Raw genomic sequence first — 19164 nt, 5'->3', positions numbered from 1 at the left:
CAGGACCCAGCTCGGCGCGCAGGGCCGCCCGCCCTCTCGACCAGGGGAGCTGGGGCCGGGCTCAGCGGCCGAGGGCGGCGAACAGGTCGCTGACGTCGGTGCAGGAGTCGAGCATCGCGCCGACCTGCTCGGCGGTGCCGCGCAGCGGGTCGAGCAGCGGCACGCGCTGGAGCGCCGGGCGGTCGGGGACGTCGAAGATCACCGAGTCCCACGAGGCGGCGACGACCGAGGAGCCGAAGAGCTCCATGACCCGGCCGCGGAAGTACGCGCGGGTGTCGCGGGGCGGCGAGGTCCGGGCCCGCTCGACCTCGTCGTCGGTGACCAGCCGCCGGATCCGGCCCTTGGCCACCAGCGCGGTGTAGAGGCTGCGGGCCGGGTCGACGTCGGCGTACTGCAGGTCGATCGCGGCGAGCTTCGGGGCGTCCCAGCCGAGGCCGTCGCGGGCCCGGTAGGACTCCATGAGGGCGAGCTTGGCCACCCAGTCGAGGCGGTCGGCGAGCAGCGTGACGTCGGTGGCCAACTGGTCGAGCGTCTCCTGCCAGGCGGCGAACAGCGCCTCGGCCTCCGCACGGACGGACCCGGGCAGGTCGTCGGCGGCCGCGGAGGCCAGCAGCGCGCGGGACCGCTCGAGGTAGACCCGCTGGATCTCGACCGCGGTCATCCGCCGGCCGTCGGCCAGCTCGAGGGGCCGCGCGCAGGACAGGTCGTGGCTCACGGCGCGCATGGCGGCGACCGGCGTGGCGAGCCGGAGGTCGGTGCCCAGCGCCCCCGCCTCGACCACCCGCAGCACCCAGGCGGCGGTGCCCACCTTGAGCCAGGTGGAGGTCTCGGACAGGTTCGCGTCGCCGGTGATCACGTGCAGGCGGCGGTGCTTCGCGGCGTCGGCGTGCGGCTCGTCGCGGGTGTTGATGATGGGCCGGTTGAGCGTGGTCTCCAGCCCGACCTCGGCCTCGAAGAAGTCGGCGCGCTGGCTGATCTGGAAGCCCGACGTCTGGCTCGACTGGCCGATGCCGACGCGGCCGGCCCCGGTGAACACCTGCCGCGTGACCAGGAACGCGGTGAACTGCTGGACCACCCGGTCGAAGGGCGTGCTGCGCTGCAGCAGGTAGTTCTCGTGCGTGCCGTACGAGGCGCCCTTGCCGTCGGTGTTGTTCTTGTAGAGGCGGATCTGGCGACCGGCCGTGAGCGAGGCGCGCTGGGCGGCGAGCGCCATGACCTTGTCGCCCGCCTTGTCGTAGCGCACGACGTCGAGGGCGCTCGTCACCTCCGGCCCGGAGTACTCGGGGTGCGCGTGGTCGACGTAGAGCCGCGCCCCGTTGGTGAGGATGACGTTCGCCATCCCGAGGTCGCTGTCGGTCAGCTGGTCGGGGTGCGCGCTGGAGCGGGCGACCTCGTAGCCCCGGATGTCGCGCAGCGGCGACTCGGTCTCGTAGTCCCAGCCCGCCGGCTTGCCGGTCGTCGCCCCCGGTCCCCCGCTGCCGTACGCCTTGACGACGTGGTTCGACAGCTGCATCGGGTGCAGGTCGTCGTCGTTCCGGGGACCGCTCGCGGCGCTGATGCCGTACTCGGTCTCGATGCCCATCACGACCTGGCGTCGGACGGGCGCGGGGACGGGGTCGGGCACGCGGTCAGCGTAGTGTCACGGCGGTGAAGGCCCCCTCGTCCTGGCTGGTCGCCGCCGTCGACGTCGTGCTCGTCGTGGTGTTCGCGGCCATCGGGCGGGCGAGCCACGGCGAGGACGTCGGGCTCGCCGGGCTCGCGACGACCGCGTGGCCCTTCCTCGCCGGGTTGCTCCTCAGCCACCTCCTGGTCCTCGCGGTGCGCGCCGCCCGTCCTCGTCGTGCCGGCCTCCTCGCCGGCGTGCTGGTGTGGGTGCCCACGGTCGCCGTCGGCATGGTCCTGCGCCTGGCCACCGGCGCCGGCGTGCAGACGTCCTTCGTCGTCGTGGCGACCGTCGTGCTCGGCGTGTTCCTGCTCGGGTGGCGCGCGGTGGCGGCCCTGGTCCACCGGTCCCGGCGGTCGCGGCACGGGACGGCTGCCCCCGCGGAGGTGTGAACAGGGCGGCCTTCCCGCTACATTGACCTGACAAAGTCCGCGTCGGCGGGCGTACCTGAGCCGGAGGTCCCCATGAGCGTCGCCGTCGCCCACCAGGTCTCGTCGACCAGCCGCATCGCGCTGCGCGAGGCGGCCCGGGAGGCCTCGATGCGCGGGACGGAGCTCGCCGTCCTCCACGTCGTCGAGTCCCTCGACCTCGACATCGCCGCCGCCAACCGCTCCGGGATCTCCGACGAGGTCGAGCGCGTGCTGCGCGACGGCGGCCTGGACGTGCCGTGGGAGCTGCACCTCGCCACCGGTGAGGACAACGTCGCCGATGCCCTGCTCAAGCTCGTCGAGGACGTCGACGCCGAGGTCCTGGTCATCGGCGCCCGGCGCCGCTCGCCCGTCGGCAAGTTCCTGCTCGGCAGCGTCACGCAGACGCTCATCCTGCAGGCCGAGCTGCCGGTGCTCGTGGTGAAGGACAGGACCGGGGCCTGACGTGAGGCGGGTCACAGTGGCCCACCTGTAACGAACCCGGCCCCGGGGGCGATGGAACCGTCGAGAGTCAGCGGCTACCTGAACCCCCGAGCAGGCATCCGCTGACTCTCGTCATGTCCGGACCCGCCGGCGCAGGCCGGGTGGGCAGGATGGGCGGGTGACCTCCCCCAGCCCGACGGCCGACCGACTGACCACGTCCGACCCGGGCCCCCGCACCGAGCCGGTGCTCCAGGCGCTGGCCGCCGCGCTCCCGGTCGAGGCCCTGGTCACCGGCGACGCCGCTCTCGAGCGCTACAGCCACGACGAAGCCGAGTGGGCGCCGTACGCGCTCCCCCTCGCGGTGGTCCGTCCGCGCACGGCCGAGCAGGTGCAGGCCGTCGTCCGGGTCTGCCTGGAGCACGGAACCCCCGTGGTGCCCCGCGGCGGAGGCACCGGCCTGTCGGGGGGTGCGAACGCGGTCCCCGGCTGCGTCGTGATCAGCCTCGAGGCGATGGACGCCGTGCTGGAGATCGACCTGCTGGAGCGCTACGCCGTCGTGCAGCCGGGCGTGATCAACGACCAGCTGCGCGCCGCGGCGGCGGAGCAGGGCCTGTGGTACCCGCCCGACCCGGCCAGTGCACCGTGGTCGACCATCGGCGGGAACGTCGCCACGAACGCCGGCGGGGTGTGCTGCGTCAAGTACGGCGTCACCCGCGACTACGTCCTCGGGCTGCAGGTCGTCACGGGGACCGGTGAGCTCGTCCGGGTCGGACGGCGCACGGCCAAGGGCGTGACCGGCTACGACCTCACCGCGCTCCTCGTCGGTTCCGAGGGCACGCTCGGCGTCGTCACCGAGATCACCGTCCGGCTCCGGCCCGCGCGTCCGCCCGAGCAGACCGTCGTCGGCTTCTTCTCCTCCCTCGTCGCGGCGGGCGAGGCGGTGGGCGAGGTCGTCCGCAGCGGCGTCACCCCGTCGGCGCTCGAGCTGCTCGACCAGCAGTGCCTGCGCGCCGTGGACGACTGGAAGCAGCTCGGGCTCAGCACCGACGCCGCGGTGATCCTGCTCGGGCGCGTGGACTCGCCCGGCGCCGCCGGCGACGCCGAGGCCGAGACGGTGCGCGCCTGCTTCGCCGCCGCGGGCGCGACGTGGGCGGCCCGCTCGACCGATCCCGACGAGGCCGAGGCGCTCTTCTCGGCCCGGCGGCTGGCCTACCCCGCCCTCGAACGCCTCGGGCCCGTCCTCACCGAGGACGTCTGCGTACCGCTGCGGGCCGTGCCCACGATGCTCGCCCGGATCGAGGAGGTCGCAGCCCGGCACGACGTCCGCATCGCCAACCTCGCCCACGCGGGCGACGGCAACCTGCACCCGCTGCTCGTCACCCCACCCGGCGACGACGCGGCCCGCGCCCGGGCGCAGGCGGCGTTCGAGGAGATCCACGCCGCCGCCATCGCCCTCGGCGGCACGGTCACCGGCGAGCACGGCGTGGGCCTGCTCAAGCGCGGCGGCCTGCAGGCGGAGACCGAGCCCGCGGTGGTGGCGATGTACCGCGCGGTGCGCCACGCCCTCGACCCGCACGGGATCCTCAACCCCGGCAAGGTGGTGGAGTGACGGGCTGGGGCGACCCGCAGGCGTACGCCGCCTCCTTCGGACCGCTGTGCGCGCAGACCGTGGACGCGGTGGTCGAGGCCTGCGGGCCGGCCGGCCGGGGGATGTTCCTCGACGTGGGGTGCGGGACGGGCGCGCTCGGTCGAGCCGCCGCCCGCGCCGGCTGGCGGGCGGTCCTGGTCGACGCCGACCAGGCGATGGCGCGCACGGCCACGAGCTCCGGGCTCGCGCCGGTCGTGGTCGGGGAGCTGCCTCGACTTCCCTTCGCCGACGACACGTTCGACGCCGTCGGCGCGAACTTCGTGGTCAACCACACCGACGACCCGCGCGCAGCGGTCCGCGAGCTGGCGCGGGTGGCCGCTCCCGGACGCCGCGTCGCCCTGACGATCTGGCCGGAACGCCTCATCGCGGTCAACGAGCTGTGGAACGACGTCATGGTCGCGGCCCAGGTCGAGCCGCCGCCGAGGAGGGCCCTGCCGACCGGGCTCGACTTCGAGCGGACCGTACCGGGGTTGGCGGCCCTGGTCCGCGAGGCCGGCCTGGCCGACGTCGAGGTCCACGAGGCCGCGGTGGTCCTGCGCATCCCTCCGGCCGACCTCTGGCGAGCCGCCGACGGCGGCATCGCGACCATCGGGGCCGTCTACCGCGCGCAGCCGCCGGAGGGTCGCGTGCGCATGCGCGAGGCCTTCGACCGGATCACCGCGGCCGCAGAGCGGGACGGACTGCTCGTGCTGCCCGGCAGCGCCCTCCTCGCTGCGGGCAGTACCCGGTAGGAGCACTCGGGAATAGCCGCGCGACCGCCCGGGTTGGCGCCTGCGTGCGCGAGCTGCTGAGCTTTCCGAATCCCGTCAACGAGAAGGCCGCCCGGACGGTGGCGGCCGGCGTCGCGGTGCTCGCCGCCCTGGCGCTCGCGACGGGCTGGACGTGGCTGCTGGTCCTGCTCGCCGTCGGCTTCCTGGCCCGGACGCTCGCAGGACCGCGGTTCAGCGTGCTGGGCCGGCTCGCGACCCAGGTCGTGGCCCCCCGGCTGGGCATGCCGCGCTTCGTCCCCGGTCCGCCCAAGCGCTTCGCGCAGAGCATCGGCCTGGTGCTGACGACCGCCGCCGCCGTCACCGCGTACGCCGGCGTGGCCGTCCTCCCGCTCGCGCTCGTGGGTGTGCTGCTCGTCTTCGCCCTGCTCGAGTCCGTCGTCGGCTTCTGCGCCGGCTGCTGGATGTTCGGGCACCTGATGCGCCTCGGCGTGATCCCCAGCGACGTCTGCGAGGAGTGCTCGCGCCGAACGGCGCGCCGCCGAACGGAGGAGGAGCCGGTGAACACGCTTTTCGTTCACCGGCGACGACGACGTCGGCGGGTCAGAGCGCCGGGCGCGGCGGAGCGAAGCGAAGCCTAGAGGTACTGCCCAGTGTTCGTGACCGTGTCGATGGAACGGCCGGGCTGGGTGCCCTTCTTCGAGCTGATCAAGGTGCGGATGAAGACGATGCGCTCGCCCTTCTTGCCGCTGATCTTGGCCCAGTCGTCGGGGTTGGTCGTGTTCGGCAGGTCCTCGTTCTCGGCGAACTCGTCGACGCACGCCTGCAGCAGGTGGCCGATCCGGATGCCCTTGACGCCCGTGTCGAGCAGGTCCTTGATCGCCATCTTCTTGGCGCGGTCGACGATGTTCTGCACCATGGCGCCGGAGTTGAAGTCCCGGAAGTACAGGATCTCCTTGTCGCCGCCGGCGTAGGTGACCTCGAGGAACTGGTTCTCCTCGGTGTCCTCGTACATCCGCTCGACCGTGCGCTCGATCATGCCGCGCACCGTGCGCTCCGCGTCCCCGGCGAACTCGTCGAGGTCCTCGGTGTGCAGGGGCAGCGTCGGCAGCAGGTACTTGCTGAAGATGTCGCGCGCGGCCTCGGCGTCGGGGCGCTCGATCTTGATCTTGACGTCGAGCCGACCCGGCCGCAGGATCGCGGGGTCGATCATGTCCTCGCGGTTGGACGCGCCGATGATGATCACGTTCTCGAGGCCCTCGACGCCGTCGATCTCGCTGAGCAGCTGCGGGACGATCGTGTTCTCGACGTCGGAGGAGACGCCCGACCCGCGGGTGCGGAACAGCGAGTCCATCTCGTCGAAGAAGACGATCACGGGCATGCCGTCAAACGCCTTCTCGCGCGCCCGCTGGAAGACCAGGCGGATGTGGCGCTCGGTCTCGCCGACGTACTTGTTGAGCAGCTCGGGGCCCTTGATGTTGAGGAAGAAGCTGCGTCCCTCGACGCCCGTCTTCTCCGTCACGCGCTTGGCCAGCGAGTTCGCCACGGCCTTGGCGATCAAGGTCTTGCCGCAGCCGGGCGGACCGTAGAGCAGGATGCCCTTCGGCGCCTTGAGCTGGTGCTCGGCGAAGAGGTCCTTGTGCAGGAACGGCAGCTCGACCGCGTCGCGGATCGCCTCGATCTGGCCGCCCAGCCCGCCGATGACCGAGTAGTCGATGTCCGGGACCTCTTCGAGGACCAGCTCCTCGACCTCGAGCTTGGGGACCCGCTCGTACGCGAAGTGCACGCGGCGGTCGATGAGCAGCGAGTCGCCCGCGCGGATCGGGCCCTCCTGCAGCCGCGTGGCCAGCCGGACGACGCTCTCCTCGTCGCCGTGGCCGACGACGAGCGCGCGCGAGCCGTCCTCGAGGATCTCCTTGAGGGTCGCGATCTCGCCGACCTCGTCGAACTCGAGCGCCTTCACGACGTTCATGGCCTCGTTGACCATGACCTCGCGGCCGGGCTCCAGCGCGTCGAGGTCGACGTCGGGGCTGACGCTGACGCGCATCTTGCGCCCGGAGGTGAAGATGTCGGCCGTCCGCTCCTCGGCGGCGGCGATGAACACGCCGAAGCTCGCCGGCGGCTGGGCCAGCCGGTCGACCTCGCCCTTGAGCGTGACGATCTGGTCGCGGGCCTCGCGCAGCGTGGCCGCGAGGCGCTCGTTGTTGGCCGTCGTCGCACGGGCCTCGGCGCGGGCGTCGGTCAGCCGGCGCTCGAGCACGGCGAGGTCGTGCGGGTGGCCCGACACCCGCTCCCGCAGCCGGGCGAGCTCCTCGCGGAGCGCGCCGATCTGGACGAGCAGGGACTCACGGTCCTCGTAGGGGCCGCGTCCTGCCTGGAAGTCGTCGCTGGAACCGGTCATGCCGCACCTCCTGTGGACCGCCAACCTACCCGCGCTCGGCAGCCCCTTCGGGTGTCGCGGCCCGCGGGCCGTTGTAATCCTCGCCATAGGCGCCGGGCGCCGGCCGACGCTTGCGGGCGGGCGCCCGGAAGCCGGGCGCCATCCTCCGCGCGCCGACCAGGAAGCCGGTGTGGCCCACCATGTCGTGGCGGGGCCGTACGGCCAGGCCCTCGGCGTGCCAGGCCCGCAGCAGCGTCTCGGTCGCCTCCGGCTCGGTGAACCCGCCGTGCACGCGCAGCGTCTCCACCATGCGCGCGAGCTGCGTCGTCGTCGCGACGTAGGCGAGGAGGACGCCGCCGGGCACCAGCCGCTCGGCGAGGGCGTCGACGCACTCCCAGGGGGCGAGCATGTCGAGGATCGCGCGGTCGACCTCCTGCGGGGTGCTCTCCGCCTCCAGGGACTCGACGAGGTCGCCGACGGTGAGGTCCCACGACGGGTGCGGACCGGCGAAGAAGCTCTCGACGTTGCGCCGGGCCTGGGCCGCGAAGTCGTCGCGACGCTCGTACGAGCGCACCCGTCCGGTCGGCCCGACCGCCCGCAGCAGGCTGCAGGTCAGCGCACCGGAACCGGCGCCCGCCTCGACCACGCGGGCGCCCGGGAACACGTCGCAGGCCATGAGGATCTGGGCGGCGTCCTTGGGGTAGACCACCGCGGCGCCGCGCGGCATCGTCACCGTGAACTCGTTGAGCAGCGGGCGCATCGCCAGGAAGGCGGTGCCGCCGACCGACGTCACGACGACGCCCTCGGGCCCGCCGATCAGCTCGTCGTGGCTGACCCCGCCCTTGGTGGTGTGGAACGTCCCGCCCTCGGCGAGCAGGACCGAGTGCCGCCGCCCCTTGGGGTCGGTCAGCGTGATCCGCTCCCCCGCCCGCAGCGGGCCGATCCGTACGCCCGAGGGCACCGCGGCCGTTCCGGCCGCGGTCTGGTCGGCGCTCACGCCGTGATCCCGAAGAGCCCGAGCTGCCAGCCGGGCCCGTACGAGCCGCCGTTGACGTCCGCGCCCGCCCGCACCCAGACGGTCTCGTCGGACTGGCTGATGGGCAGCAGCACGAGGTCGCTCGCCGCCTCGCGCTGCAGCGACGTCAGCAGCCGGGTGGTGTCGGCCTCGTTCGTGCTCGCGCGGAAGGCGTTCGTGGTCGCCGTCACGGCCGTCGCCGAAGCGGGGACCGGGTCGTCCACGTACGGCTGCAGCCAGGACAGGGCGGTCGAGGTCCACGCCTTGCGGTCGACGAGGACGAGGTCGGCGTCGGCGGTGCCGGGGGCGAGCCGCACGCTGAGCCCGCCGGTGTCCTCGAGCCGGTTGCGGATCTGGTCGGCCAGGTCGGCGGCGTTCGGCGCGGTCGGGTCGTAGGCCAGCGTCAGGTTGATCCGGCTCTTCCACGTGACCTTGGGCTTCGCCTTGCCGCCGAGGGGGAAGGAGGGGACGTGGCCGACGATGCCGTTGGGCACGACGGAGTCCAGGGTGCGGTCGCCCTGGAGGGACAGCGCGATCGCGGTACGCAGGTCCTTGTTGCGTCGTGAGGCCGAGCCCGGGGACCACTGCAGCTCGAGCACGCGCGTCCCGGGGAGCACCTTCTCGGAGAAGCCGCTGCTCGTCACGCGCTCGGGGCTGCCCCCGACCTGCTGGCTCAGCCGCGTCACCGCCGCCGTGTTGAGGCCGCGCCAGACGACGTCGACCTGGCCCTTCTCCATGGCGTCCTCGATGGTCGCGGAGTCCGCGACGGTGCGGTAGGTGATGGAGTCCATGTCGGCGGCGCTGAACCCCTTGTACTGCGGGTAGCGGTCGAAGACGATGCTGCCGCTGGCCTTGTCGGGGTCCTCGTCGAAGGAGGTCACGACGAACGGGCCGGAGCCCACCGCCGGCTCGTCGGGGCTGCGTACCTCGTCGGCGTCGTAGAGCTGCTCGTCCACGATGGAGGCGGCGGGCGAGGCCAGCGCCCAGCCGAACTGCGTGTCCTCGCGGCTCAGCACGAACTGCACGGTCAGGTCGTCCGGGGTCTCGATGCGTCGCAGGGACGACAGCAGCGACGTCGAGCTGCCGGCGACGTCGAGGCGCAGCGCCCGCTCGATGCTGAACTTCACGTCCGAGGAGGTCAGCGCGTCGCCGCCGGCGAAGGTCAGGTCCTTCTGCAGCGTGCAGGTGTAGACGGTGGCCGCGGTGAAGATGCAGTCCCGGGCCGCGTCCGGCTTGAGCACGTCCTGGCCCGGCGCCGCGGTCATCAGCCGCTGGAAGACGTTCAGGCTGAACATCGCCGACGCCTGGTCGGTCACGGCCGCCGGGTCGGTGACCCGCACGCGATCGGTCGACATCACGGTGAAGGCCCGGGGTGTGGCACCGGGCGTGCTCGGCGCGGGCGGCGGGGCGGCCGGGTTGTGGCAGCCGGCGAGCAGCAGCGCGGCGCCGGCGACGAGCGGGGGCAGCAGCCGGCGGGCGCGCCGGTCAGACGAGCGCATCGGCGTCGTCCACGAGCGCGGCCAGCTCGTCGAGCCCGAGGTCGGCCAGCGAGGCGCGCTCGACGCGGCGCGGCGCCGACGGGATCGGCACGTGGTTGGGCACGGCGACGACGAGCGCACCGGCCGCGTTGGCCGAGCGGGCGCCCGTCTCGCTGTCCTCGAACGCGACGCAACGACGCGGGTCGACGGCGAGCAGCTCGCACGCACGCTCGTACGGCTCCGGGTGCGGCTTGCCGCTGGTCACCTCGTCGCCGGCGACCGAGACCGCGAAGCTGCCCGGCGGCAGGGCCGCCAGGGCGGCGTCGAGGATGACGCGGTACGAAGCCGAGACCAGGGCGCAAGGCACGCCCGCGCTCGCGCTCGTCGCCAGCAGCTCGAGGGCGCCCGGGCGCCACGGCACGTCGCCGGACCGGAGCGTCGCGACGACCTGCTCGACGAGCTGGTCGACGACCCAGGCCGGGTCGAGGTCGGGACGGTCGATCGCGTGCACGATGTAGATGCCGGAGTCGATGAGCGAGTTCCCCACCAGCTGGTGGGCGTGCTCGTCGGACCAGGACCCGCCGAGGCGGCCGATGAGCTCGTACTCCGCACGGATCCAGATGGGCTCGGTGTCCGCGAGCGTCCCGTCGAAGTCCCAGAGCAGGGCGGCGGGGCGGGCCGGTCGGGCCGGGGCGTTCGGTGCGGAGGACGTCATGGCCCGGCCCATTGTTCCCTGGCCGCGGCGCCGGACACGAATCGCGCGCCGCCCGGTGCGGCTCGGCCTGGGGCTGGCGTGGGACCCGGTGCGGCCGGGCACGGCTGGACGCAGCCCGGTGCGGCAGGTCCGGTCGGGCCGGTGCCGCCCCTCGGGGACACTAGGAGCATGCCACTGCCCCGTGAGGTCGACGCCGTCGTCATCGGCGCCGGGCCCAACGGGCTCGTGGGCGCCAACCGGCTCGCCGACGCCGGCTGGGAGGTCCTGCTCCTCGAGGCGCAGGACGAGGTGGGCGGGGCCGTGCGCAGCGACCGGGAGGTCGACCCGGAGTTCGTCAGCGACACGTTCAGCGCGTTCTACCCGATGGCCGCCGTCTCCCCCGCCCTGACCTCGCTCGGGCTCGAGCGCTTCGGCCTGGAGTGGTCGCACGCCCCCGCGGTGCTCGGCCACCCGCGGCGTGACGGTTCGTGGGCGCTGCTGCACCGCGACGAGGACGTCACCGCCGGCCTGCTCGACCAGGCCCACCCGGGCGACGGCGAGGTGTGGCACGCGCTCGTCGCCCGCTGGCGGGCGACCCAGCCGGGTCTGGTCGAGTCGCTGCTGACCCCCATCCCGCCGGTGCGCGGAGGGCTGCGGCTTCTGTCCGAGCTGCCCCGGGTCGGGGCGGTCTCCTTCGTGCGCGAGATGCTCGCGCCGGCGACGCACCTGCTCGACGGCCGCTTCGGCGGCGACGGGCCCGAGCTCCTGCTCGCGGGGAACGCCTCCCACGCCGACGTCGGGCTGGACGCGCCCGTGTCGGGGTTCGTGGGGCTGCTGCTGACCATGCTCGGCCAGACGGTCGGGTTCCCGGCGCCGACGGGCGGCGCGGGCGCGCTGACGCAGGCGCTGCGGCGACGGTTCGAGGCGGCGGGCGGCACGGTCGCCTGCTCGACGCCGGCGACCGGGATCCGCGTCGAGGGACGCCGGGCCGTGGCGGTGCGGACGGGCGACGGCGAGGTGCGGGTCCGGCGCGCGGTGCTGGCCGACGTGGGCGCGGAGCAGCTGTTCGGCGGGCTGGTGGCGGCCGACGACCTGCCGGTGCGGACCACGCGCAAGATGGGCGGGTTCCGCCGGGACCCGGCGACGATCAAGCTCGACTACGCGCTCGACGGCACGGTTCCGTGGGCCGGCACCCCCGCGTACGCGCCGGGGACGGTGCACGTCGCGGACTCGGTGGCCGAGATGACGGTCGCGAGCGCCCAGATCGACGCGGGCGTGGTTCCCCGCGACCCGTTCCTTCTGGTCGGGCAGATGACGACGACCGACCCCTCGCGCTCGCCGGCGGGCACCGAGTCGCTGTGGGTCTACACCCACGTCCCGCAGCGCGTCCGCGACGACGCGGGTGACGACGGGCTCACGGGGCGCTGGGACGCGGCCGAGGTGGAACGGTTCGCCGACCGCGTGCAGGCGCGCCTCGAGGCGTACGCGCCCGGGTTCGGCTCGCGGGTCCGCGCGCGGCGGGTGCTCGGCCCGGCCGACTTCGAGTCCCGGAACGCCAACCTGGTCGGCGGGTCGATCAACGGCGGCACGATGAGCCTGGAGCAGCAGCTGGTGTTCCGCCCGTTCGCCGGGACCGGCCGCAGCGAGACGCCGGTGCGCGGGCTCTACCTCGCGTCGGCCTCGGCGCACCCCGGCGGTTCCGTGCACGGCGCCTGCGGCATGAACGCCGCCCGCGCGGCCCTGTTCTGGTCGCGGTTCCGGCGGTCCTGAGCAGATCGGTGCGGATCGTGCCGCGTAGTCGCGGCAACATCCGCACCGATGCCCGCATCGAGGCCGATCGGGCTGTGGAGAACCGGTCTGGCGCCTCACGGACGGACCCAGCATGGATCGGTGCACGCGCGTCAGGAGCCCGGACCTCGCCTGCTGCGGCTGGCCACCGCCCAGTCCGACGTCGTCACCAGCGCGCAGGCGCTCGGTCTGGGGTTGTCGCGCCACGCGCTCGGCCGCCTGGTCGACCAGGAGCGGTGGCAACGCCTCGCGCCCGGGCTGTACGTCACGCACAACGCCGCGGTCGGCTGGGAGGCGCTGGCCTGGGGCGGGGTCCTGCTGGGCGGGCCCGCCGCCCGCCTCGGACCGACGGCCTCGGCCCACGCCCACGGGCTGCTCGACGACGAGCCCGAGCCCCTCGACGTCCTCGTGCCGCACGGTTCTCCCGCTCGGAGCCGCCTGCGCTGGCGGTTCGTCCACGAACGTCCCGGCGCCCGCGACCCCCGCTGCACCGGCTCGCCACCCCGGCTGCTGGTGCCCGAGACCGTGCTCGACCTCTGCGAGGGCGCCACTGCGCGCCAGGTGGAGGACTGGGTGACGAAGAGCGTGCAGCGTCGGCTGACGACGCCGCAGCACCTCGAGCGGGCCCTCGGGAGGAGGAGCCGGCACTCGCGGCGGACGCTGCTGGCCGAGCTCCTGGTCGACGTGGCCGAGGGGGCGGAGTCGCCCCTCGAGCTCCGCTACCTCCGTGACGTCGAGCGCAGGCACGGGCTTCCCCGCGGGCGCCGGCAGCGCCGGACCGCGACGCCGGGGATCCGCGACGTGCTGTACCGCGACTTCGGCGTGGTCGTCGAGCTGGACGGCAAGCTCGGCCACGAGGGGGTCGGCCGGTTCCGCGACATGAGCCGGGACAACGCGGCCCTGATGGAGCAGCTCCTGACACTGCGCTACGGCTTCGGTGACGTCGCCGGCCGCTCGTGCGCGGTGGCCGCGGAGGTCGCCCAGCTCCTCGCCTGGCGCGGCTGGCCGGGGCCGTTCGCCCCGTGCGCGACCTGCCAGCCCTCGAGCCGCTGACAGTGGTGCGGATCGTGCCGCGTAGTCGCGGCACGATCCGCACCGATCACCGCCGGTAGTGGGCGGCGAGGCGCTCCAGGCCCTCGGCGATGCTGACCTCGGGGATCCAGCGCAGCGCCTCGCGCGTCCGGCGCTGGTCGAACCAGTGCGCCGTCGACAGCTGCTCGGCCAGGAACCGCGTCAGCGGCGGCTGCCCGACGCCGTCGCGGTGCCGCAGGGCCCAGACCCGCTCGACCACGTCGCCGGCGGCGACGGCCAGGCCGGCGGGGACGTGGCGCCGCGGACGCGGAACACCGGCGGCCGCGCAGAAGTCACCGAAGATCTCCCCGACCGGCCGCGGCTCGCCGTTGCTCACCACGAAGGCCTCGCCGTGCACCTCGAGCGCCCGGTCGAGCGCGGCGACGAGGGCGTCCACCGCGTTGTCGACGTACGTCGTGTCGATCAGCGCCGCGCCCGTGCCGAGCAGCGGCAGCCGGCCGGCGCGCCCGCGCTCGACGATGCGCTCGACGAGCTGCGTGTCGCCGGGTCCCCAGACGACGTGCGGCCGCACCGCGACGACCGCCAGTGGAACCTCGCCTGCGCCGTCAGCGGCCAGCGCCTCGAGCTCGGACTGCGCCTTGGTCCGCGCGTACGGTCCGCGCGCCGTCGCCGGGTCGGCCGGCCCGGCCGGTGCGCCGACGAGCGACGAGCCCGCGTGCGCGACCGAGGGCGAGGACACCTGGACGAGGCGCTGCACGCCGTGGGTGGAGCACGCGGCGAGGACGTTGCGGGTGCCGACGACGTTGGCACGGACGTAGTCCGCCTCGAGGCCCACGACGTTCACCTTGGCCGCCAGGTGCACCACGGCGTCCTGGCCCGCCGCGGCCTCGCGCACCGCGGACTCGTCGGCGACGTCACCGAGCACCTCCCGGAACCCCAGCCCCGCGGGCCGGCGCTGCAGCACGGTCACCTCGTCGCCGCGGGCGGCCAGGGCCCGGGCGACGCCCCCGCCGAGCATCCCGCTGGCACCGGTGACGAGAACCTTCACGCGAGCCGTCCCGCGCGCTGCCCGCTGAGCACCTGCGAGGCCCACGCGCTCACCGCAGCACGGTCGATCTTGGAGTTGTGCCGGATGTCGACCGGCAGCCTCGGCACCGCGAGCACGGCGGCGACCTCGACGCCCGCTACCCCGCGAACGGCCGCGGCCAGCTCCCCCGCGGCGAGCGGGCGCCGGACCGACACCGCGGCGGCGGGCACGACCACGACGACCACCTGCTGGGTCCCGGCCGGGCCGACGCCGACGACGGCGGCGGACACCACCTCGGGCAGGGTCTCGACGCGCTGCTCCACACCGACGGGGGTAAGGGGGCCGTCCGCGGTGGAGAGCACGTGCACGAGCCGGCCCTCGACCCACAGCCGGCCCTCGTCGTCGAGGTGCCCGACGTCGCCCGTGCGGTGGTGCCCGGCGTCGCGGCTGCTGGCCCGCTCCGTGGCCCACAACCGGTCGTAGCGCTGCTTGCGGTGGTCCGCCTCGACGAGGATCTCGCCGGTCACGCCGGCCGTCGTGGTCAGCTCGCCGGTCGCGCGGCCGAGCGCGTCGAGCGGCGCGAGCCGGATCGTCACCCCCGGCACCGGACACCCGACGCAGACGCCGTCGCCCTGCCCCGCGGCCTCGATGCCGGGCAACGTGATGTCGGCGACGGGCAGGACCTCGGTCATCCCGTACGGGGTGTGCAGGTCGGCGTTCGGCACCAGCTCCTGCACCCGCCGCAGCAGCCCGACGGGCACCGGAGCCCCGGCCGACATGAGCACCCGGACGCGGGCCAGCGACGCGCGCTGGCCGTCGGTGAGCGCGGCAGCCGTGGCGACGACGTTCCGCAGCGCGGCCGGCGAGGCGAACACGACGCGCCCGTCGACCGCCGCGGCGGCGTCGGCCAGCGCGGCAGCGGTCAGGGTCCCGGCCCTCGTCGGGTCCATGTCGGGCACGGCGGCCGCCGTGCCCATCGCCGGGCCGTAGAGCGAGAACAACGGGAACGCGGCCACCCAGGCGTCGTCGCGGTCGCCCGCGTACAGCCCGGCGAGCCGTGCGACCTGACCCTGCAGCTGGGCGGCGCGGTAGACGACGCCCTTCGCGGGCCCGGTCGCGCCGGAGGTGAAGAAGACGGCGACGTCCTCGTCGGTGTCGCCGAGGCTCGGCAGCTGCGTGCCATGCTCGCGCAGCACCGCTCCGCGCGCGGTGAGCGAGGCGACCGTGGCCGGGTGGCGCAGCGCCAGCCCGAGCGGCGCCGGCAGGTGGCCCGCGACGACGCGGCGTCCGGGGACGCGGAGGGCGTCGAGCGCCGCGACGGCCTTGGGGATGCCGATGACGTGGTCGGGCCGGGCGCTGCGCAGGGCGTGCGCCATGCCCCGCACACCCAGGCCCGCGTCGGCGACGACGACGACGGCGCCCACGCGCCAGCACGCGAACACCGCCGTGGTCAGCCCGACCCCGGGGGTGACGAGCACGGCCACGCGGTCCCCGCGGCGCACGCCGAAGTCGGACAGCCCGAGGGCGAGGTCGGTGATGCCCTGCTCGAGCTCGGCGAAGGAGGTGGTGCTGACGACGCCGTCGTGCAGCTCGACGACCGCAGGAGCCGACCCGCTCTCCGTCGCACGGGCCGTGATGGGCGCCCAGATCGCGGTGCGGTCGACCTGCTGCGCGGGGCGCTCAAAGGTTTCGGGTCCGTCCGTGGAGACCTTCTCGCCGATCCAGCGCCAGGCGGTCGTCGCCGTCTCCGGGACGTCCTCGGTGACGAGGTGCGAGGCCCGGCCGTAGCGGTGCACGTCGGCGTGCGGGAGCCGGTCGAGGAGGTCGTGCAGGTGCAGGTCGGTGAACACGGGGTCCCGGCCGCCCCACAGGACCAGCGCCGGGACGTCGAGCCCGCGCACGCCCTCGGCGACCCGCTCCATGGCGGCCCGGCTGGGGTGGTCCCGCTCGAGCGGCACGTCCGCGACGAAGTCGCCGATGGCGGCGCGCTCGGACGGGTCGGCGTACGGGCCGGCGAGCGCCCGGCGGACCTCGCGGTCCAGCGGCGGGCGCGACAGCGCCGCGGCGCCGCGCACGAACGTCGGCGTCTGCACGCAGACCAGCTGCCGCAGCGCCGGGTTGCGCGCGAGCCGGATCAGCGCGGAGAACGGCTGGTCCAGCGGCTGGAAGACGGCCGTGTTCGTCAGGACGACGCCGGCGACCTGCTCACGGTGCTCCAGCACCCAGCCGAGCCCGACGAGGCCGCCCCAGTCGTGGGCGGCCAGCACCGTACGACCCGTGATCCCGAGCGCCTCGGTCAGCCGGCCGAGGTCGTCGACGCGGTCGTCCAGCCGGCGGGCCGGGGCGCGGCGGGTCGACCAGCCCATGCCGAGCTGGTCGACGGCGACGACACGCCAGCCGGGCGCGGCCTCGGACAGGAAGCGCCGCCACAGGTACGACCACGTGGGGTTGCCGTGCACGCACAGCAACGTGCCCTCGGTCGGCTCCACGCCGTTGTCGAGGACGTGCCAGCGCCGGGCCTCGCCCGACGCGTCGGGCACGGTCAGGAAGCGCGACCACCGCGGGTCGAGCCCGGGCAGCCCCTCGACGGGCTGCTCGCCGGGCGTCGTCACCAGATGATCTCGGCGAACGAGGTGTTCAGGCCGGAGCCGATGCCGAGCAGGATGACCTGCTGGCCCGGCTTGATCATCGGGACCTGCTTGGCCAGCGTGAACGGGACGGCGGCCGAGGCCAGGTTGCCGAACGTCGGCACCGTCTTCGGGAACTTCTCGTCCGGCACGCCCACGACCTTGGCCATCGCCTGCAGGTGGACGACCGAGGTCTGGTGGGCGATGAACCAGTCGGCGTCGGCCCACTCCCGGCCCTCGGCGAGCGCGTCCTGCCACGTCTGCCCGGCGAGCTCGATGCCCGCCTCGAAGAGCGCGCGCGAGTCGGTGCGCATCTGCGTGAGGTCGGCCCAGCAGAGGTCCTTGTGCTGCGTGCCGGAGCGGCTCACGCCGCCGGTCACGCGGTGCCCCTCGGGGTGCTCGCTCGCCCGTCCGAGGACCATGGCGGCCGAGCCGGAGCCGAGCGTCAGCGTCGCGAACTGGAGCTTGAGGTCCTCCGCCGTCGCGTCGTCCTGGGCGAGCCGCGCCAACGTGCTCTCCTGCAGCCCGCGCAGGCCCTCGGCGTCGACGAGCAGGGCGTACTCGACCTGCCCGGAGTCGATGAGCGAGCCGGCGAGCTGGATGCCGTTGAGGAAGCCGAGGCACGCGTTGGTGACGTCGAAGTTCAGGCAGCTGGTCGCCAGGCCGAGCTGGTCGTGCACGCCGGCGGCGTTCGCCGGCTCGATGCCGTCGCGGCACACGGACGTGTTGATCAGCAGGCCGACCTGGGAGGGGTCGACGCCGGCCTCGGCGAGCGCCTTCGCGCCGGCCATCGCGGCGGCGTCGGCGAACGTCACGTCCTCCGGCCACCAGCGGCGCTCGCGGACGCCCGCCAGCTGCTCCACCATCCCCGGCTTGAGCCCGGTCCGCTCGTACGAGCGCATCAGCCGCTCGTCGAACGCCTCGGAGGTCACCACCACGGGCGCCTCGACCGCGCACACCGACAGGACCGCCGTGTCCTTGAGCTCGTAGGTCGCGTTTCCTGTCATTCCCCAGCCTTCACGTCCCCGCGCGGGCCCCTGACCGGCCCACGAACACCACCTGACCAGCGCATGAACGCCCGGCAGGTCCGGTCCACTATTCCACACCGGCTCGGCCCGACCGGGGCTCGCGGACCCTGGTCCCACCCCCAGGGGTGGCCCCGGAGCTGCGCCGTGTTTCGTGCATGGGGGGCCGGGTACCCCGACGTTCGTGAGATGCGCACCGTCCCCGCTGACCGGGCAGCTGAACCAGCCGGTCGGCGCCTTCCCGACCACCACCGACGAGTTGGACCGCGGCTCGTCCGACGAACCCCGCCGGTCCCGCATGAAGTCCGGCGGCGGCGAGAGCTGGCACGAGGACTGGCGCGCCGACGCCGCCTGCGTGGGCGAGAACCTCGACGTCTTCTTCCCCCTCGGCGACCAGGCCACACACCACGCGCTGAGCAACCAGGCCAAGGAGATCTGCTCCCGCTGCCCGGTCATGGACACGTGCCGCGCCTGGGCCCTGCGCACCAGCCCCGAGTTCGGCATCTTCGGCGGCCTGACCGCCCACGAGCGCCGCTTGGTCCGCGAGGGCCGCTGGAACGGCTACGGCCCCCGCCGCACCGCCCGCACGGACGCCGCCTGACCCCAGGCCGCTAGACGTCGAAGGTCCGGCCACCCTGCCCAGTGCAGGGTGGCCGGACCTTTCTCGTGCCCGGCGAGGCGCCCGCACCGGATGTCCGACCACCCTCGCCGAGCTCGACTCGTCCGACCTCGCGAGGCCGGAGGCCGCCACCCGAAGGCCGGCCCGGGTACGAGGGCGGGGAGCGTGGACGGGCCTGGCGGGAGCCCGGGACGCCAACGCCCGGGACAGCGTGAGCTGCCCCGGGCGGATGGTTGCGAGCCGCCCTCGTAGCCGGGTCGGCCGGCAGCAGAGCCGGTCACGACCAGAGCAACAGGAGGACGGAGAGAGCTGCTAGTCCCCCGGCCACTCACCCGTCAGCCGCTGGAACCCCTGGGCCCCGAGGCGGTCGACGAGCGCCTTGACGGCAGCGAAGATGGCGCCCTGGATGGTCGCGGCGATAAGCACGCGGGCCAGGGAGTACTCCGACTGCAGCGCGTCGGGAGCGTCGTCCTGACGCGCGACGCGCTTCCACACCTGCTTGAAGATGGCGCCCGCGACGGCACCGGCGGCGACACCGGTCAGGATGCCGACGGGCCTGTACGCGAGCTGGGCTGCGTTCACCATGGTTGCTCCTGGTTCTGCGAGAGGG

General features: G+C 74.3%; 16 protein-coding genes and 1 pseudogene. 8 read left to right on the top strand and 9 right to left on the bottom strand.

Annotated elements, in window-relative coordinates; translation table 11 throughout:
- Positions 1–61: 61 nt before the first annotated feature.
- The gene (dop, locus tag BMY04_RS09240) at positions 62–1624 is read right to left on the bottom strand and encodes a depupylase/deamidase Dop (protein WP_332452315.1); all 1563 of its coding nucleotides are present in this window, start codon (positions 1622–1624) and stop codon (positions 62–64) included.
- Positions 1625–1647: 23 nt separating this feature from the next.
- Between dop and BMY04_RS09235 the strand changes: the two genes are divergently transcribed.
- The 5 genes from BMY04_RS09235 (at position 1648) to BMY04_RS09215 (ending at position 5510) form a co-directional block, all read left to right on the top strand.
- Positions 1648–2055, top strand: a complete 408-nt coding sequence (locus BMY04_RS09235) for a DUF3054 domain-containing protein (RefSeq protein WP_170854062.1) — start codon at positions 1648–1650, stop codon at positions 2053–2055.
- A 72-nt stretch (positions 2056–2127) separates the two neighbouring features.
- The gene (locus BMY04_RS09230) at positions 2128–2535 is read left to right on the top strand and encodes a universal stress protein (RefSeq protein WP_091179083.1); all 408 of its coding nucleotides are present in this window, start codon (positions 2128–2130) and stop codon (positions 2533–2535) included.
- A gap of 157 nt (positions 2536–2692) precedes the next feature.
- Entirely contained in the window at positions 2693–4123 is a 1431-nt protein-coding gene (locus BMY04_RS09225) for an FAD-binding oxidoreductase (RefSeq protein WP_269766212.1), read from the top strand.
- Complete coding sequence (locus BMY04_RS09220) at positions 4120–4893, top strand: class I SAM-dependent methyltransferase (protein WP_091179082.1); 774 nt, start codon at positions 4120–4122, stop codon at positions 4891–4893. The genes BMY04_RS09225 and BMY04_RS09220 overlap by 4 nt, the downstream gene beginning before the upstream one ends.
- A 44-nt stretch (positions 4894–4937) precedes the next feature.
- Positions 4938–5510, top strand: a complete 573-nt coding sequence (locus BMY04_RS09215; protein WP_198410031.1) for a DUF4395 domain-containing protein — start codon at positions 4938–4940, stop codon at positions 5508–5510.
- Here BMY04_RS09215 and arc read toward each other — a convergent pair.
- The 4 genes and pseudogenes from arc to BMY04_RS09195 form a co-directional block, all read right to left on the bottom strand.
- Positions 5507–7270 carry a proteasome ATPase gene (gene arc / locus BMY04_RS09210; RefSeq protein WP_091179080.1) on the bottom strand — a complete coding sequence of 588 codons (1764 nt, stop codon included), beginning with the start codon at positions 7268–7270 and terminating at the stop codon, positions 5507–5509. The two genes, BMY04_RS09215 and arc, sit on opposite strands and share 4 nt — an antisense overlap.
- 25 nt (positions 7271–7295) lie before the next feature.
- Positions 7296–8297, bottom strand: a pseudogene (locus tag BMY04_RS23270) (tRNA (adenine-N1)-methyltransferase); the annotation flags it as partial.
- Positions 8243–9529 (bottom strand): ABC transporter substrate-binding protein, encoded by a 1287-nt coding sequence (locus BMY04_RS23265; protein WP_269766214.1) that lies wholly within the window; start codon positions 9527–9529, stop codon positions 8243–8245. The gene BMY04_RS23265 and the pseudogene BMY04_RS23270, both read right to left, overlap by 55 nt.
- Before the next feature lie 220 nt (positions 9530–9749).
- Positions 9750–10457 carry an HAD family hydrolase gene (locus BMY04_RS09195; protein WP_170854061.1) on the bottom strand — a complete coding sequence of 236 codons (708 nt, stop codon included), beginning with the start codon at positions 10455–10457 and terminating at the stop codon, positions 9750–9752.
- Positions 10458–10625: 168 nt separating this feature from the next.
- Here BMY04_RS09195 and BMY04_RS09190 point away from each other — a divergent pair, with 168 nt between their 5' ends.
- Together BMY04_RS09190 and BMY04_RS09185 are read left to right on the top strand one after the other, a co-directional pair.
- Complete coding sequence (locus BMY04_RS09190; protein WP_091179076.1) at positions 10626–12206, top strand: phytoene desaturase family protein; 1581 nt, start codon at positions 10626–10628, stop codon at positions 12204–12206.
- A 120-nt stretch (positions 12207–12326) separates the two neighbouring features.
- Entirely contained in the window at positions 12327–13277 is a 951-nt protein-coding gene (locus BMY04_RS09185; protein WP_091179073.1) for a type IV toxin-antitoxin system AbiEi family antitoxin domain-containing protein, read from the top strand.
- Between the two features lie 46 nt (positions 13278–13323).
- Here BMY04_RS09185 and BMY04_RS09180 read toward each other — a convergent pair whose 3' ends face one another.
- From BMY04_RS09180 to BMY04_RS09170, 3 genes are read right to left on the bottom strand one after another with little or no spacing between them, the layout of a single operon-like run.
- Positions 13324–14304: an NAD-dependent epimerase/dehydratase family protein gene (locus BMY04_RS09180; protein ID WP_091179071.1), complete on the bottom strand. Its 981-nt coding sequence runs from the start codon at positions 14302–14304 to the stop codon at positions 13324–13326.
- On the bottom strand, positions 14301–16895 hold the full coding sequence (locus BMY04_RS09175; RefSeq protein WP_091179069.1) for an alpha/beta fold hydrolase: 2595 nt from the start codon (positions 16893–16895) through the stop codon (positions 14301–14303). Before BMY04_RS09175 ends, BMY04_RS09180 begins: the two co-directional genes overlap by 4 nt.
- A complete protein-coding gene (locus tag BMY04_RS09170) occupies positions 16892–17917 on the bottom strand; it encodes a 3-oxoacyl-ACP synthase III (RefSeq protein WP_091179067.1) in 1026 nt (341 codons plus the stop codon). The genes BMY04_RS09175 and BMY04_RS09170 overlap by 4 nt, the downstream gene beginning before the upstream one ends.
- 202 nt (positions 17918–18119) lie before the next feature.
- Between BMY04_RS09170 and BMY04_RS09165 the strand changes: the two genes are divergently transcribed.
- Positions 18120–18536, top strand: a complete 417-nt coding sequence (locus BMY04_RS09165; RefSeq protein WP_091179066.1) for a WhiB family transcriptional regulator — start codon at positions 18120–18122, stop codon at positions 18534–18536.
- A 330-nt stretch (positions 18537–18866) separates the two neighbouring features.
- Here BMY04_RS09165 and BMY04_RS09160 read toward each other — a convergent pair whose 3' ends face one another.
- Positions 18867–19139, bottom strand: coding sequence for a DUF4235 domain-containing protein (locus tag BMY04_RS09160; protein WP_091179064.1), 273 nt, complete (start codon positions 19137–19139; stop codon positions 18867–18869).
- Positions 19140–19164 lie beyond the last annotated feature (25 nt).

It is taken from the genome of Microlunatus flavus (assembly GCF_900110855.1).
GTDB lineage: Bacteria > Actinomycetota > Actinomycetes > Propionibacteriales > Propionibacteriaceae > Microlunatus > Microlunatus flavus.
Note: the sequence above shows the minus strand (reverse complement) of the source record. Positions and strands in the feature narration are given on the sequence as shown.

Coding starts and splice junctions, on each gene's coding strand:
- BMY04_RS09195 (WP_170854061.1), bottom strand. CDS start 10,457: ATGACGTCCTCCGCACCGAACGCCCCGGCCCGACCGGCCCGCCCCGCC.
- BMY04_RS23265 (WP_269766214.1), bottom strand. CDS start 9,529: ATGACCGCGGCGCCGGGCCAGGACGTGCTCAAGCCGGACGCGGCCCGG.
- BMY04_RS09190 (WP_091179076.1), top strand. CDS start 10,626: ATGCCACTGCCCCGTGAGGTCGACGCCGTCGTCATCGGCGCCGGGCCC.
- BMY04_RS09170 (WP_091179067.1), bottom strand. CDS start 17,917: ATGACAGGAAACGCGACCTACGAGCTCAAGGACACGGCGGTCCTGTCG.
- arc (WP_091179080.1), bottom strand. CDS start 7,270: ATGACCGGTTCCAGCGACGACTTCCAGGCAGGACGCGGCCCCTACGAG.
- BMY04_RS09230 (WP_091179083.1), top strand. CDS start 2,128: ATGAGCGTCGCCGTCGCCCACCAGGTCTCGTCGACCAGCCGCATCGCG.
- BMY04_RS09160 (WP_091179064.1), bottom strand. CDS start 19,139: ATGGTGAACGCAGCCCAGCTCGCGTACAGGCCCGTCGGCATCCTGACC.